The organism is Sulfuritalea sp., from assembly GCF_031426875.1.
GTDB lineage: Bacteria > Pseudomonadota > Gammaproteobacteria > Burkholderiales > Rhodocyclaceae > Sulfuritalea.
This window is the reverse complement of record NZ_JASJPC010000058.1, coordinates 32,175-45,830: the sequence shown is the minus strand read 5'-3', so window position 1 is coordinate 45,830 and position 13,656 is coordinate 32,175. Positions and strand designations below refer to the sequence as shown.

13 protein-coding genes are annotated in these 13,656 nt (G+C 62.6%); 8 read left to right on the top strand and 5 right to left on the bottom strand.

Going from position 1 to position 13,656, the window contains the following annotated elements; translation table 11 throughout:
* Positions 1-138 precede the first annotated feature (138 nt).
* Genes RMO95_RS21145 through RMO95_RS21135 form a run of 3 tightly spaced genes read right to left on the bottom strand, consistent with a single transcriptional unit; the run spans position 139 to position 2,126 of the window.
* A complete protein-coding gene (locus tag RMO95_RS21145) occupies positions 139-567 on the bottom strand; it encodes a universal stress protein (protein ID WP_310452665.1) in 429 nt (142 codons plus the stop codon).
* A complete protein-coding gene (locus RMO95_RS21140) occupies positions 564-1,280 on the bottom strand; it encodes a TerC family protein (RefSeq protein WP_310452664.1) in 717 nt (238 codons plus the stop codon). Before RMO95_RS21140 ends, RMO95_RS21145 begins: the two co-directional genes overlap by 4 nt.
* Before the next feature lie 51 nt (positions 1,281-1,331).
* Positions 1,332-2,126 (bottom strand): FadR/GntR family transcriptional regulator, encoded by a 795-nt coding sequence (locus RMO95_RS21135; RefSeq protein WP_310452663.1) that lies wholly within the window; start codon positions 2,124-2,126, stop codon positions 1,332-1,334.
* A 156-nt stretch (positions 2,127-2,282) separates the two neighbouring features.
* Here RMO95_RS21135 and RMO95_RS21130 point away from each other — a divergent pair, with 156 nt between their 5' ends.
* The 6 genes from RMO95_RS21130 (at position 2,283) to RMO95_RS21105 (ending at position 9,001) form a co-directional block, all read left to right on the top strand.
* Positions 2,283-3,449: a C4-dicarboxylate ABC transporter gene (locus tag RMO95_RS21130; protein ID WP_310452662.1), complete on the top strand. Its 1,167-nt coding sequence runs from the start codon at positions 2,283-2,285 to the stop codon at positions 3,447-3,449.
* A gap of 91 nt (positions 3,450-3,540) precedes the next feature.
* Positions 3,541-4,197, top strand: coding sequence for a TRAP transporter small permease subunit (locus RMO95_RS21125; protein ID WP_310452661.1), 657 nt, complete (start codon positions 3,541-3,543; stop codon positions 4,195-4,197).
* Positions 4,194-6,257, top strand: coding sequence for a TRAP transporter large permease subunit (locus RMO95_RS21120; protein ID WP_310452660.1), 2,064 nt, complete (start codon positions 4,194-4,196; stop codon positions 6,255-6,257). The genes RMO95_RS21125 and RMO95_RS21120 overlap by 4 nt, the downstream gene beginning before the upstream one ends.
* A gap of 12 nt (positions 6,258-6,269) precedes the next feature.
* Positions 6,270-7,244 (top strand): D-glycerate dehydrogenase, encoded by a 975-nt coding sequence (locus tag RMO95_RS21115; protein WP_310452659.1) that lies wholly within the window; start codon positions 6,270-6,272, stop codon positions 7,242-7,244.
* Positions 7,245-7,364: 120 nt separating this feature from the next.
* On the top strand, positions 7,365-8,633 hold the full coding sequence (locus RMO95_RS21110; protein ID WP_310452658.1) for an MFS transporter: 1,269 nt from the start codon (positions 7,365-7,367) through the stop codon (positions 8,631-8,633).
* The gene (locus RMO95_RS21105) at positions 8,630-9,001 is read left to right on the top strand and encodes a CbiX/SirB N-terminal domain-containing protein (RefSeq protein WP_310452657.1); all 372 of its coding nucleotides are present in this window, start codon (positions 8,630-8,632) and stop codon (positions 8,999-9,001) included. The genes RMO95_RS21110 and RMO95_RS21105 overlap by 4 nt, the downstream gene beginning before the upstream one ends.
* A gap of 151 nt (positions 9,002-9,152) precedes the next feature.
* Here the strand turns inward: RMO95_RS21105 and RMO95_RS21100 are convergent, their stop codons facing one another.
* Both RMO95_RS21100 and RMO95_RS21095 read right to left on the bottom strand, forming a co-directional pair.
* A complete protein-coding gene (locus tag RMO95_RS21100; protein ID WP_310452656.1) occupies positions 9,153-10,865 on the bottom strand; it encodes a nitrite reductase in 1,713 nt (570 codons plus the stop codon).
* A gap of 63 nt (positions 10,866-10,928) precedes the next feature.
* Complete coding sequence (locus RMO95_RS21095) at positions 10,929-11,312, bottom strand: hypothetical protein (RefSeq protein ID WP_310452655.1); 384 nt, start codon at positions 11,310-11,312, stop codon at positions 10,929-10,931.
* On the opposite strand from RMO95_RS21095, the gene RMO95_RS21090 reads away from it, so the two are divergent.
* The gene (locus RMO95_RS21090) at positions 11,301-12,209 is read left to right on the top strand and encodes an efflux RND transporter periplasmic adaptor subunit (protein WP_310452654.1); all 909 of its coding nucleotides are present in this window, start codon (positions 11,301-11,303) and stop codon (positions 12,207-12,209) included. The two genes, RMO95_RS21095 and RMO95_RS21090, sit on opposite strands and share 12 nt — an antisense overlap.
* Positions 12,210-12,315: 106 nt before the next feature.
* Positions 12,316-13,590 (top strand): FAD/NAD(P)-binding oxidoreductase, encoded by a 1,275-nt coding sequence (locus tag RMO95_RS21085; protein WP_310452653.1) that lies wholly within the window; start codon positions 12,316-12,318, stop codon positions 13,588-13,590.
* Positions 13,591-13,656: the final 66 nt, after the last annotated feature.

The following is a 13,656-nucleotide window of genomic DNA, read 5'->3' as shown; positions in this document are numbered from 1 at the left end:
GATTCAATGCCTATGATTATAGCATAACATTGGTGAAGTCCGACAGGCTGCTAGGTGTGCGCTGACCACGCGGGGTTCGCGTGGCCGTTTGACGCCGAATCGGCCGGCGACTGCAGCCGGTTTGGTCGGGAGCGGGGATCAGCGGATCAACAGCACAGGTATTTTCGCCCGGTGCACCACTTTCATCGCCACCGATCCCAGCAAGGTGCCCGTGAGTCCGCTGTTGCCGTGCGTACCTATCAGGATCTGGCTGCAGGCGTGGCTGTCGGCAAATTCGGTGATGGTCGATGCCGGGTCGCCCACCATGACGTGCAATTCAGGGCTGAGCCCGGCGGCGACCAGCCGGTCGCGCGCCGCGGCGAGCGCCGCCATGCCGGTTTCGAGATGAAACTCGCGCAGCGTGTCGGCGTTGATGAAGCGGCCGATATCGTTGGGCAGCGTCACCTGGACGTTGATCAGCAGGATCTGCGGCGGCTCGCGGCAATCCGCGGCGTGCTTGATGATCCAGTCTATCGAGTGCAATGCGATCTCGGAGCCGTCGATCGGTACCAGCCATTTTTTGGTCATGATTTCTTATCCTCGGTGGTGAGTTCGACAGCGGCGCGCGGCGTCGAGCGCAGCGACAGCCATTTGCCGATGGCGACCACCAGCGCGGCGCCGATCGTCGCCGCAATCGTCTTGACATAGGGTATGCCGTCGAGCAGCCCGGCCGGCACGGCCGGATCGGAAACCATCATGCCGCCGCCGATCCAGCCGAGCAGCGCGCCGCCGGCATCGATCACGATCGGATAGCGGTCCATCAGCTTCAGCACCAACTGACTGCCCCAGACCACGATCGGGATCGAGACCAGGATGCCGAGGGTGACCAGCAGCATGCTGCCGTTGGCGGCGCCGGCCACGGCGATGACGTTGTCCAGGCTCATCACCGCGTCGGCAACGATGATGGTCTTGATCGCGCCGGCCAGCGAGGTCGATGCGGCGACGTCACCATGGCCTTCATCTTCGGGCAGCAACAGCTTGACGCCGATCCAGAACAGCAGCAGGGCGCCGACGATCTTGAGCCAGGGCATCGCCAAGAGTTGCAGGGCGAAGAAGATCAGCACGATGCGCAGGCCAATGGCGCCCATGACGCCCCAGAAAATGCCTTTTTTGCGCTGCTCGTCGGGCAGTTTGCGACAAGCCAGCGCAATGACTACGGCATTATCGCCGCCGAGCAGGATGTCGATCAGGATTATTTGCAGTACGGCGATCCAGAATGCGGCGGTCGAAATGTCGAGCATGGAGGTGGGGAGTGGGGAGGTGGTTATGCGGGGATGGGCGCGGCCGCCAGTTTAGCGTTTGCGACGGGTTTCTTCCGGCATTGGCGGGTTTCTGTCGAGATCGAGTGCCAGCTTGATGCCGAAGCGGCCGGCGGTACCGCGCAGATGCTCCTGTGCACAGCGGCGCGCCGCTTCGGCGTCGCCGCGCGAAATGGCGTCGAAGAGGGCGCGATGCTCGTTCTGGGCTTCGTGCGGGTGAGCCAATTCGCGGCGCGTTCCCTGCCAGGAGAGCTTGCGCGAATCGGAAAAATGGCGCCCAAGAAATTCCACCAACTGGCTGACGTAGGCATTGTGCGTGGCCCTGGCCAGCGCGATGTGAAAATTGTCGTCCGCTTCCGTTCCGTCGTGGCCGGCGGCCATTGCTTCGTCCATCGCCTGCAGATGTTCGGCCATGGTCTTCAGGTCGCTTTCATCGCGGCGCTGCGCCGCCAACTCGGCCACGGCGCCCTCGACCATGGCCCGCAGTTCGAAGATGTCGCGCAGTTCGTCGAGTTCCGGCCCCGCGCCCTGCCAGAAGCGCAGGTTGATGGTTTTGGGCGCCTCGACGACAAAGGCCCCCGAGCCCTGACGGGTTTCGATCAGACCGTCGGCCTTGAGCCGCGCAATCGCCTCGCGTACCACGGCACGACTGACGCCAAAGGCGTCGCCCAACGCCTTTTCGGTCGGCAGCCGGTCTCCCGGTTTCAGCTCAGCGCGTGCGATACGGCGCTGCAGATCACCGGAAACCTCTTCGGAAAGGCGCAAGGGCCGAGCGATGCGGCTTAGTTCGGAGCCCGGTTCCGTAGTTTTCGGGGGTGTGGTCGGCATGGATAAATATTAATAGTTGTCCTATTGTCAGACAAATTCTCTTTCTGGTAAAGTGCCTTCGTCAGTCGCAGCACCGATGGTTCAAAAACAGGATCGCAGATCGCCGTGGCAATAGCCCAGCGACTGCCAAATCTCAAATTATCCCAGGAGGAGACTATGTCCGATACCAAGCAGACCGAGCAAAAACCGTCCCGCCGCAAGTTCCTAGCTGCTGCCGCCACCGGCACAGTGGGTGCCGTAGCAGCGGGTTTCCCGATGATCGCCGCGGCCCAGGCCGGGCCGATCAGCATGCGCTGGCAGAGCACCTGGCCGGCCAAGGACATTTTTCACGAATACGCGCTGGACTTCGCCAAGAAGGTCAACGACATGACCGGCGGCGACCTCAAGATCGAAGTGCTGCCGGCCGGTGCGGTCGTTCCCGCCTTCGGTCTGCTGGAGGCTGTGTCCAAGGGAACGCTGGACGGCGGCCACGGCGTTCTGGGTTACCACTACGGCAAGCAGAACGCGCTGGCGCTGTGGAATTCCGGTCCGGCCTTCGGCATGGACGCCAACATGTTGCTGGCCTGGCACAAGTACGGCGGCGGCGCCGAATTGCTGGCCAAGCTCTACGCGTCGATCGGCATCACCACGGTGCAGTCCTTCCTCTACGGCCCGATGGCGACGCAGCCTCTCGGCTGGTTCAAGAAGCCGATTACCAAACCGGAGGATTTCAAGGGCCTGAAGTTCCGCACCAACGGTCTGGCGATCGATCTGTTCACGGCGATGGGCGCCGCGGTGAATGCGCTGCCCGGCGGCGAGATCGTGCCGGCCATGGATCGCGGCCTGCTCGACGCCGCCGAGTTCAACAATGCCACCTCCGACCGCCTGCTCGGCTTCGCCGACGTGTCCAAAGTCTGCATGCTGCAGAGCTACCATCAGAGCGCCGAGACCTTCGAGATCATGTTCAACAAGCCCAAGTACGATGCTTTGCCGGCGAAAATGAGGGCGATCATTGCCGGTGCGGTGGAAGCGGCGTCGGCCGACATGTCCTGGAAGGCGATCGACCGCTATTCCAAGGACTACATCGAGCTCCAGACCAAGGACAAGGTCAAGTTCTACAAGACCCCGGATGCGGTACTGCAGAAGCAGCTCACGCTGTGGACCGACATCATGGCAAAGAAGTCGGCGGAAAACCCCATGTTCAAGGAAATCGCTGCCTCGCAGAAGGTGTTCGCCGAGCGCGCGGTGAAATGGGACCAGGACACCTACGTCAGCCGCCGCATGGCCGTAAGCCATTTCTTCGGAGGCAAAAAAGCGGCAGCTGCGCCCAAGAAGAAGGGTTGAGAGAGAAGGGTCGAGAAGTTCCCGTACCATGATCATCCTTCAACCATCCGGACGGGCTCCGGGTGGTTGATTTTTTTCTGCAGGCCAAGCTATGCAAATTCAGAATATTCTGCTGACGATAGACAAGATCAGCACCTTTATTGGCCAGGCCTTTTCCTGGCTGATCGTCTCGCTTACCTTCATGATCACCTGGGAGGTGATCTCGCGCTATGCGTTCGACAACCCGCACCCCTGGGCATTCGACGTCATGATCATGATGTACGGCAGCGTGTTCATGATGGCCGGCGCCTATACCCTGTCCAAGAACGGCCACGTGCGCGGCGACGTTCTGTATGGATTCTTTTCGCCGCGGGTCCAGGCCAGCCTGGATCTGCTGCTGTACTTCCTGTTTTTCATTCCCGGCGTGTTTGCGCTCGCCTGGGCCGGCTACAATTTCGCCGGCGAGGCCTGGGCCATCAACGAGCATTCGAACGTCACTGCCGACGGCCCGCCGGTCTACCCTTTCAAGACCATTCTTCCTGTGGCCGGTGCTTTCCTGCTTCTGCAGGGGGTGGTCGAGATCATTCGCTGCGTTATCTGCATCCGTGAGGGCGAGTGGCCGTCGCGCGAGCAGGACGTCGAGGAAGTCGACGTCGAGAAACTCAAGGAAATGGTGCACGTCAAGGACGAAGATATCGCCGCACTCGACCGCTTCGTCGTCGCCCAGGAAGGGGCTCATTCCTCAGCCCACGGCGGAGCGGCCAAATGAAGATCAGGAAGGAACTCTGGTTCGGTTTCTCGCTGATGGCGGCGATCCTGCTCGTTACCGTCATCTTCATGCCCTGGAGCAACATGCAGAACGGCCATATCGGCCTGCTGATGCTCTCGTTGGTGGTGGTCGCGATCATGCTTGGCTTTCCGACCGCCTTCACCTTGATGGGCATGGGCGTTTTCTTCGCCTGGCTGGCCTATCGCAGCGGGAATCCCGATCTGGCCGTGCGCCAGACGCTGGACCTGATGGTGCAGCGCGCCTATTCGGTGATGTCCAACGACGTGCTGATCTCGATTCCCCTGTTCGTTTTCATGGGCTACCTGGTCGAACGCGCCAATCTGATTTCCAAACTGTTCCGCGCACTGGAACTGGCATTGGCGCGCGTGCCCGGTGCGCTGGCGGTGGCGACGCTGGTGACCTGCGCGATTTTTGCCACGGCTACCGGCATCGTCGGTGCCGTGGTGACGCTGATGGGACTGCTGGCCTTGCCGGCCATGCTCAAGTCGGGCTATGACGTGCGGCTTTCGGCCGGCGTGATCACCGCCGGCGGCTGTCTGGGCATCCTGATCCCGCCCTCGGTGCTGCTGATCGTCTATGGCGCCACGGCGGGTGTATCGGTAGTGCAGCTCTACGCTGGTGCCTTCTTCCCGGGCATCATGCTGGCCAGCCTATATATCGGTTACGTGATCATCGTCGCCAAGTGGAAGCCGCACCTGGCGCCGCCACTGCCGATGGAGGAGCGGCACGTCGACCTGCCGGCGGCCAACGAAAAGATGCGCGATGCGATCAGCCACCGGGTATTGCCGGGCCTGATCGGCGCTTTGAAGGGCTCGCGCAACCTGGGCATCAGTACTGGAGTGATTGCGAAGCAGGGATTCGTAGCGCTGCTGCCGGCGATGGCGCTGGCACTGTTCCTGGGCTTCACCTGGCACCTGGCGACCAAGCCCGTGGTTACGAACGAAGCCGCAGGCCTGGTCGAAATGGGCGGCGGCATCGCCGAAGAGGCGGCCGAGGGAGCCTCCGGGGGGCTCGATGAGCCAAAGGAAGAGGGCGGCCTGGCGGAACCCAAGGAAGAGGGCGGCCTGGCCGAACCCAAGGAAGAGGGCGGCGATCTCAAGGAACCGCCTGCCGATGACGGCCTCAAGGAACCCCCTGCGGACGGCGTCAAGGAACTGCCTGCGGCCAACGCCGCTGCGGAGCCGGTCAAGTCGGCAACTGCCGCCGCACCACCGGCGCCGTCCGCGGTGGATACCGCCCCCGGCCCTGCCGCAGGCATAACTCCTGAAGCCGCAGAGCGTCGGCCGATTCCCATCTGGTACTGGATCGTGCTCGGCGTCAGCGTCACCAGTGCGGTAGGCTTTTACACCATCTTTACCTTCGTTCGCCTCGAAGTGTTCAAGATGCTGTTGGGATCTTTCTTCCCGCTGGCGCTGATGATCCTCGCCGTGCTGGGCAGTATCGTCTTCGGCTTCGCGACGCCGACGGAGGCGGCCGCTCTCGGCTCGGCGGGTGGTTTCATTCTTGCCGCGGCCTACAAGCAGCTCAACTTCGGCGTGGTCAAGGAGTCGGTCTTTCTCACGGCCAAGACCTCGGCCATGGTCTGCTGGCTGTTCGTCGGCTCCTCGATCTTTTCTGCGGCCTTCGCGCTTCTGGGCGGGCAGAATCTGGTCGAGCAATGGGTGCTGTCGCTCAACATGACGCCCCTGCAGTTCATGCTGCTGTCCCAGTTCATCATCTTCATCCTGGGCTGGCCGCTGGAATGGACCGAGATCATCGTCATCTTCATGCCGATTTTCATTCCCCTGTTGCCGCATTTCCACGTCGATCCGCTGTTCTTCGGGCTGCTGGTCGCACTCAACCTGCAGACGGCCTTCCTCTCGCCGCCGGTGGCGATGGCAGCGTTCTACCTGAAGGGGGTGTCGCCGCCACACGTGACGCTTAATCAGATATTCGCCGGCATGATGCCGTTCATGGTCATTCAGGTGTTTGCATTGGCGCTGCTTTACATCTTCCCCGAGATCGGCATGTGGCTGCCCGGTGTGCTCTATGGAAACTGAGCGGGAAGGATCATGAAACCGAAAATTCTGGTAGCCCGCGAAGTCTTTCCCGAAGTGCTGGAGCGTCTGCGCCAGCATTTCGAAGTCGATGACAATCAGGCGGATGCGGTGCTGGGTGTCGAAGGACTCAAGGCGCGCCTGGCCGGCAAGGCCGGCGCCCTGACTGCGGCCACCGATCCGGTCACGGCCGAGGTTATCGCCGCAGCGCCGGGTCTGAAAGCGATCTGCAATTTCGCGGTCGGCTACAACAACATCGACCTCACCGCCTGCTCAAAAGCAGGCGTGATGGCGACCAACACGCCCGGCGTGCTTGACGACACCACCGCCGATCTCGCCTGGGCGCTGCTGATGGCCAGCGCGCGGCGCCTGCCGGCGGCGGAACGCTGGCTGCGCAATGGCGAGTGGAAAGGCTGGCAGTTCATCCAGTGGCTGGGCTCCGACGTGCATCACGCCACGCTCGGCATTCTCGGCATGGGGCGCATCGGCCAGACCGTGGCGCGCCGCGCGCTGGGCTTCGACATGAAGGTGATCTACCATAAGCGCACGCCGCTGCCCGCGGAGCGTGAAGCCGAATGCCGCGCCACCTGGGTGGACAAGCAAACCCTGTTGCGCGAGTCTGACTTTCTGGTGCTGCTGCTGCCCTATTCGCCGGAAAACCATCACACCATCGGCGCCGCCGAACTGGCGCTGATGAAACCCACGGCGCACCTGATCAATGTCGCGCGCGGCGGCATCGTCGATGACGAGGCGCTGATTTCGGCGCTGCGCCAGCGCCAACTCTCGGGCGCCGGGCTCGACGTGTACGAGGGCGAGCCGAAGTTCAATCCGGGCTTCCTCGAACTCGACAATGTTGCGCTTACGCCGCATATCGGTTCCAGTTCGCGGGCGACGCGCATGGCGATGGCGATGACGGCGGCTGACAATTTGATTGCGGCGCTTGCCGGCCAGCGGCCGCCCAACCTGCTCAATCCCGACGTCCTGAAATGACAATGATTGCCTATCCCCCGCCCCCTTTCCCGCGGAAAGGGGTGACGTCGGTTCGATGGCTTCGCCATCTCCGGAGGATTGGCTTCAGCCTCCCTTGGGGCGGCCCGGCAGGAGGCTGAGATGAATCCCACCCGGCCGGCCGTGCTGCTCGGCCTCGGGGTGGCGATTGCTGCCTACCTGCTGTCCTTCTTCCACCGCGTCGCGCCGGCGGCGATCTCTGGCGACCTGCAGGTCAGCTTCGCCATCGGCGGCGCGCAGCTCGGCACGCTGGCGGCTACTTACTTCTACGTCTACACGCTGATGCAGATTCCCACCGGGGTGTTGGCCGACACCCTGGGGCCGCGCCGCATCCTCTGGTGGGGTGGGCTGGTGGCCGGCGTCGGTGCGATCCTGTTCGGTCTGGCGCCGAGTTTCGAACTTGCATTCGTCGGTCGCACCCTGGTCGGCCTCGGTGTCTCGGTGACCTTCATCGCCATGTTGAAACTGTTGGCGATCGGTTTCGACGAGCGCCGCTTCGCCACGCTGACCGGCCTGTGCATGCTGATCGGCAATCTCGGTTCGATCCTGGCCGGGGCGCCGCTGGCCTGGGCAACGCAGGCTGCGGGCTGGCGCCAGGTCTTCGTCGTGGTCGGCCTGCTGTCCTTCGCGCTGGCCTTCGCCAGCCGCGCCTGGGTCATCGAAACGCCGGCCGGCAAGGTCGATCGCACGGCCTGGCTGTCCGGCCTCGTTTCGGTGCTGAAAAACCGCGCGACCTGGCCCGGCTTCTTCGCCAACGCCGGGCTGTCCGGCGCCTTCTTTGCCTTTGCCGGACTCTGGGCGGTGCCCTACCTGACCCAGATGCACGCCATGTCGCGCGCCGTCGCCTCCAGTCATGTGAGCATTTACTTCCTCGGTTTTGCCATCGGCTCAGCGCTGTGGGGCCGCGTCTCCGACGCATTGGGGCGGCGCAAGTCGGTGGCGCTGGCGGTTTCCGGCCTGCACGTACTCGGTTGGGGTGTCTGGCTGTGGGCGACCTGGCGGGCCGATGGGGCCTTGCCGCTGGCGGCGAGCTATGGCTTGTGCCTGATGATGGGCCTGGCCACGGCCGGCTTCACGTTGTCCTGGGCCAGCGCCAAGGAAGTCAATCCGCCGCAGCTTTCCGGCATGGCCACCAGCGTGGTCAATGTCGGCATCTTTCTCGGTCCGGCGATCCTGCAACCGATGGTCGGCTGGCTCATGGAGCGCACCTGGGATGGCAGAATGGAGGCCGGCGTGCGTATTTATTCGGCGGGCGACTGGCGCAACGGCATGCTGTTATTGACGGCTGCTGCGGTCGCCGGATGGATCGCGACGCTGTTCGTCCGGGAAACCGGCTGCCGCAACATCTGGAAAACTGAGGACGAGAAGTGAAGGCAATCCTGCTCTATGGCCATGGTGCCCGCAATCCGGAATGGGCGCAGCCTTTTCATCGCATTCGCGATGCGATTCTCGCGCGGAATCCGCAGGCCCTGGTCGAGCCGGGCTTTCTCGAACTGATGCGGCCGAGCTTCGACGAGGGCGTTGCCAGCCTCGTGGACCAAGGCGCAACGGCGATCGTCGTGGTGCCGATTTTCATGGCCGCCGGCAGCCATGTGAAGAAGGATCTGCCGCAACTGGCAGCGAATGCCATGGACCGTCACCCAGGCCTGGTCATCGAACTCGCCGCGCCGGTGGGCGAGGCGGAATCCGTGCTTGCGGCGATGGCCGACTATGCGCTGACGGCCCGACCCGGCGAGTAAATTCCGCGCCGCAGCATCCCACCGGGGGATACCGTCCGCGCCTCCGGCGCGGACATACCCCACCAGGGGGTACCGTCTCCGCGTCCCGCGGAGACATAATGAAAAACGGGGGCCCGCGGGCCCCCGTTTCACTTGTGGCAGGTGGACCGACTCAATACACGTCGTGCTGCGTGTTGTGCACGTTGAACTTGCCGGTCGGCGTGACCAGCTTCGGATCCTTGATCACGGCCTTCAGCTTGCGCGTCTTGTCGTCGACCACGACCAGTGCGGAGGTCTTGTCCTTGGCGCTCCACACCGAGAACCAGACTTCGTCGCCGTCCTTGTTGTATTCAGGCTGAACGATGCGACGCGCGCCGTCGTCCTTGATGCCGGCCCAGTCGCCGATCGGCAGCACTTCGAAGCCCTTTTCCAGGTTGTTGATGTCGAACACGGCGATCGACTGGCTGACCTTGGCTTCCGGATTCAGCGGCGTATCGATCCAGAGGTTCTTCGACTTCGGATGGGTTTTGATGAACAGCGAGCCGCCGCCCTGCGCCTTGAGCGTCTGCACCACGCGCCAGGCCTGGTCCTTGTGCTTCTTCGGATCGGTGCCGATCAGGCTCACCGTCTCGTCGCCGAGATGGCTGGTGGCCCAGACCGGACCGAACTTCGGATGGACGAAGTTGGCGCCGCGACCCGGGTGCGGAATCTTGCCGACGTCGACCAGCGCGGCCAGCTTGTCTTCCTTGGTGTCGACCACGGCGATCTTGTTCGAGGCGTTGGCGGCGACCATGAAGTAGCGGCCGGTGGAATCGAAGCCGCCGTCGTGCAGGAAGCGCGCCGCGTTGATGCTGGTGACCTTGAGGTTGTTGAGGTCCTTGTAATTGACCACCAGGATCTTGCCGGTTTCCTTGGCGTTGACGATGAACTCCGGGTTGTAATGCGAACCGACGATGGCGGCGACGCGCGGTTCCGGATGGTATTCCTGGGTGTCCACCGTCATGCCGCGGGTCGATTCGATCTTCAGCGGCTTCAGCGTATCGCCTTCCATGATCACGAACTGCGGCGGCCAGTAGGTGCCGGCGATCGCGTACTTGTCCTCGAAGCCCTTGTACTTGGAGGTCTCCACCGAGCGCGCTTCGAGGCCGACCTTGATTTCGGCGACATTGGTCGGTTCCGGCATCCACAGGTCGATCAGGTTGATGCGGGCATCGCGGCCGATCACATAGAGGTAGCGGCCGGATTTCGACATGCGCGAAATGTGCACCGCGTAGCCGGTCTTGAGGATCTTCACGATCTTCTTGCTGGCGCCGTCGATCAGGGCGATTTCGCCGGCGTCGCGCAAGGTGACCGAGAACAGGTTGGCCAGATCAAGCTTGTTCATCTTCTTGGTCGGGCGCTGGCTCGGCGGCACGCTGACCTTCTGCGAGGCGAGCATTTCCTTCATGCCCCATTCCGGCGGTGTCGGCGGTTCCTGCTGCACGTAGCGCGCCATCAGGTCGACCTGGGGGTCGGTCAGTTCGCCCGAAGTGCCCCAGTTCGGCATGCCCGCGGGCGAGCCGTACTTGATGAAGACCTTGAGATATTCGGTACCGGAGGCCAGGGTCTTGTCCGTGGTCAGCGGCTTGCCGGTGGCGCCCTTGCGCAGCACGCCATGACAGCCGGCGCAGCGCTGGAAGTAGATTTCCTTGGCCTGTTCGAACTCGGCCTTGGTCATCGGCGGCGCCTTGGGATTGATGTTCTGGTGCATTTCCACCTTGCCCAGCGGCGAGTCGCCAGCCTGGTATTTCATCTCGGTGTCGGTCACGCCGGGTTTGGCCTGATCCTGGGCGCTGGCCACGCTCAGTGGCAGCGTCAGCGCCACGATCAGTCCAAGTTTGCGCAAGCTTATGTAACTTTCTCTCTCCATACTTTTCTCCCCTTTTGGCTATTGATCCATCGATAGAATTTATCGTGAGCGCGGACCATGCCCGACATCGGGTGGAAAGTCCTTGATGCGTGACAGTTCGCGCTGGCAGGCGACAAGTTCATGATATTGATCGAATTTCGCAACAGTTGAAGTTGAAATGGGTTTGGTTCGATGCATTTCCGGCGAAGCGAGGCGCAGAGCCAGGGACGGCGCATTTGCCAGAAACTTCTGGCTACGCTGCTTGATTTTTTCGAATATAAGCATATACTGATATTTACGATGACACAGCCAAATACGCGTTTCCTCCACAAGGGTCTTCTCCTCCTCCTGACGGCCCTTGTTTCCTCGCTCGCCGGCCTGGTGCCGGCGAGCAGGTCTTTCGCTGCCGACGCCGTGGCGAACAGTGTTTTGGTGCAATTGCATGATGTCGATCTGAGTTTCCCGGTCGAAGCGACGGTCGAAGCCGTGCGCCAGGCCACGGTGGCCGCTCAAATTCCCGGCCGCGTGCTTGAGGTTCGTGTCGATGCCGGGCAGCGCGTGAAACAGGGCGAACTTCTGATGCGTCTCGATGCGCGCGAAGCTGCGGGTTCCGACGCCAGCGCCCGGGCCACGCTGGCGCAGGCCGGTGCCGCCTATGAACGGAGCAGAAACCTGCATACCCAGAAATTCATCAGCCAGGCCGCGCTCGATCAGGCCGCGGCTGCCTTCAAGGCTGCCCAGGGTGCGGCCGCCGCCACCGGGGCCGGCGCATCGCATGGCGTGGTGACGGCCCCCATCGCCGGCGTGGTGGCGCAACGCCATGTCGAGCCTGGCGAGATGGCGACGCCGGGGCTGCCGCTGATTACGCTGTTCGACCCCAAGGGCATGCGCGTGATTGCCAGCCTGCCCCAATACAAGCTTGCCGAACTCAGAAAGGCCGGTCGCGCCCGCGTCGAGTTCCCCGAAACCGGAAAGTGGATCGACGTGCAGCGGGTCGAAATCCTGCCGACGGTGGACGCGCGCAGCCGCACCGCTACGGCGCGGCTCTACCTGCCGGAAAACCTGGAAGGCGTGGTACCCGGCTTGTACGCGCGGGCGCATTTCACCATCGGCCAGGCCAAGAAGCTCACCGTGCCGGCGGCGGCGGTCCTGCGCCGCGGCGAGGTGACCGCGGTCTATGTGCTGGACGACAAGGGCGCTGCGAGCCTGCGCCAGGTGCGTCTCGGCGAGTCGATGGCGGGCGGAGAACTAGAAGTGCTGGCCGGCCTCAATTCCGGCGAGCGGGTCAGTCTGGTGCCGCTGAAAACCGGCATCGACCTGAAGACCCTGGCCGCCCACTGACCCCATAAATTTTAGTCATGCCTGCAATCGCGGGAGTAATGACCATGTCAGCGACGTGGTTCGATAATTGGTCTCTTTTTCACAAGAACAATCAGGAGGAGAAACCATGGCTCACATCGTAATTCTCGGCGCCGGCATCGGCGGCATGCCTGCTGCGTATGAAATGCGCGAACTGCTGCGTTCCGGCGACAAGCTGACGGTGATTTCAAATAATCCGAAGCACCACTTCACGCCCTCGAATCCCTGGGTTGCCGTCGATTGGCGCAAGCGCGATGCGATCGAAGTGGAAATCGCCCCCCTGCTGGCGAAGAAAGGCGTCGACTTCATCCCGGTCGGCGCCAAGCGGGTCCATCCGGACAAGAACCAGATCGAGCTCGACGACGGTCGCAGCATCGACTACGACTATCTCGTCATCGCCACCGGGCCCAAGCTGGCTTTCGAGGAAGTCGAAGGCCTGGGACCGAAGGGACATACGCATTCGATTTGCCACGTCGATCATGCGGTCGAGGCCGAGGTCGCCTGGCAGGAATTCGTCAAGGACCCGGGCCACATCGTGGTGGGCGCGGTGCAGATGGCTTCATGCTACGGTCCGGCCTACGAGTTCGCCATGATCATGGATACCGATCTGCGTCGGCGCAAGATCCGCGACAAGGTGCCGATGACCTTCGTCACCGCCGAACCCTACATCGGGCACCTCGGCCTGGGTGGCGTGGGCGACTCGAAGGGACTGATGGAATCCGTCATGCGCGACCGCCACATCAAATGGATCTGCAACGCCAAGACCACCAAGGTCGAGGCCGGCAAGATGTACGTCACGGAACACAATGACGACGGCACGCCGAAAAAGGAACATGTGCTCGAGTTCAAGTACTCGATGATGCTGCCGGCTTTCAAGGGTATCGACGCCGTCATCGGCATCGAGGGTCTGACCAATCCGCGCGGCTTCATCCTGATCGACGCCTTCCAGCGCAATCCGAAGTTCAAGAACATCTACTCGGTCGGCGTCTGTGTCGCCATTCCGCCGGTGGAGGCAACTCCGGTGCCGACCGGCGCGCCGAAGACCGGCTACATGATCGAGTCGATGGTCAATGCCACCGTGCATAACATCCGCGAAGCGCTGGACGGCAAGGAGCCGAGCCACAAGGCGACGTGGAATGCCGTGTGCCTGGCCGACTTCGGCGACAACGGCGCGGCTTTCGTCGCCCTGCCGCAGATTCCGCCGCGCAACGTGAGCTGGTTCTCCCAGGGCAAATGGGTGCACCTGGCCAAGATCGCCTTCGAGAAGTTCTACATGCGCAAGATCAAGAAGGGCACCAGCGAGCATGTTTTCGAGAAGATGGTGCTCAATTCGCTGGGCATCATGAAGTTGAAGGACAAGTAAGCAGGCTGCCGGCGCAAGGACGAGAACACCGCGGATAGACAAGGAGAGGCCTGACCGAAACGGACC

Excerpts from the sequence above, each read along its gene's own strand:
- RMO95_RS21145 (WP_310452665.1), bottom strand. The coding sequence starts at position 567 with ATGACCAAAAAATGGCTGGTACCGATCGACGGCTCCGAGATCGCATTG.
- RMO95_RS21140 (WP_310452664.1), bottom strand. The coding sequence starts at position 1,280 with ATGCTCGACATTTCGACCGCCGCATTCTGGATCGCCGTACTGCAAATA.
- RMO95_RS21135 (WP_310452663.1), bottom strand. The coding sequence starts at position 2,126 with ATGCCGACCACACCCCCGAAAACTACGGAACCGGGCTCCGAACTAAGC.
- RMO95_RS21130 (WP_310452662.1), top strand. The coding sequence starts at position 2,283 with ATGTCCGATACCAAGCAGACCGAGCAAAAACCGTCCCGCCGCAAGTTC.
- RMO95_RS21125 (WP_310452661.1), top strand. The coding sequence starts at position 3,541 with ATGCAAATTCAGAATATTCTGCTGACGATAGACAAGATCAGCACCTTT.
- RMO95_RS21120 (WP_310452660.1), top strand. The coding sequence starts at position 4,194 with ATGAAGATCAGGAAGGAACTCTGGTTCGGTTTCTCGCTGATGGCGGCG.
- RMO95_RS21115 (WP_310452659.1), top strand. The coding sequence starts at position 6,270 with ATGAAACCGAAAATTCTGGTAGCCCGCGAAGTCTTTCCCGAAGTGCTG.
- RMO95_RS21110 (WP_310452658.1), top strand. The coding sequence starts at position 7,365 with ATGAATCCCACCCGGCCGGCCGTGCTGCTCGGCCTCGGGGTGGCGATT.
- RMO95_RS21095 (WP_310452655.1), bottom strand. The coding sequence starts at position 11,312 with ATGCAATTGCACCAAAACACTGTTCGCCACGGCGTCGGCAGCGAAAGA.
- RMO95_RS21085 (WP_310452653.1), top strand. The coding sequence starts at position 12,316 with ATGGCTCACATCGTAATTCTCGGCGCCGGCATCGGCGGCATGCCTGCT.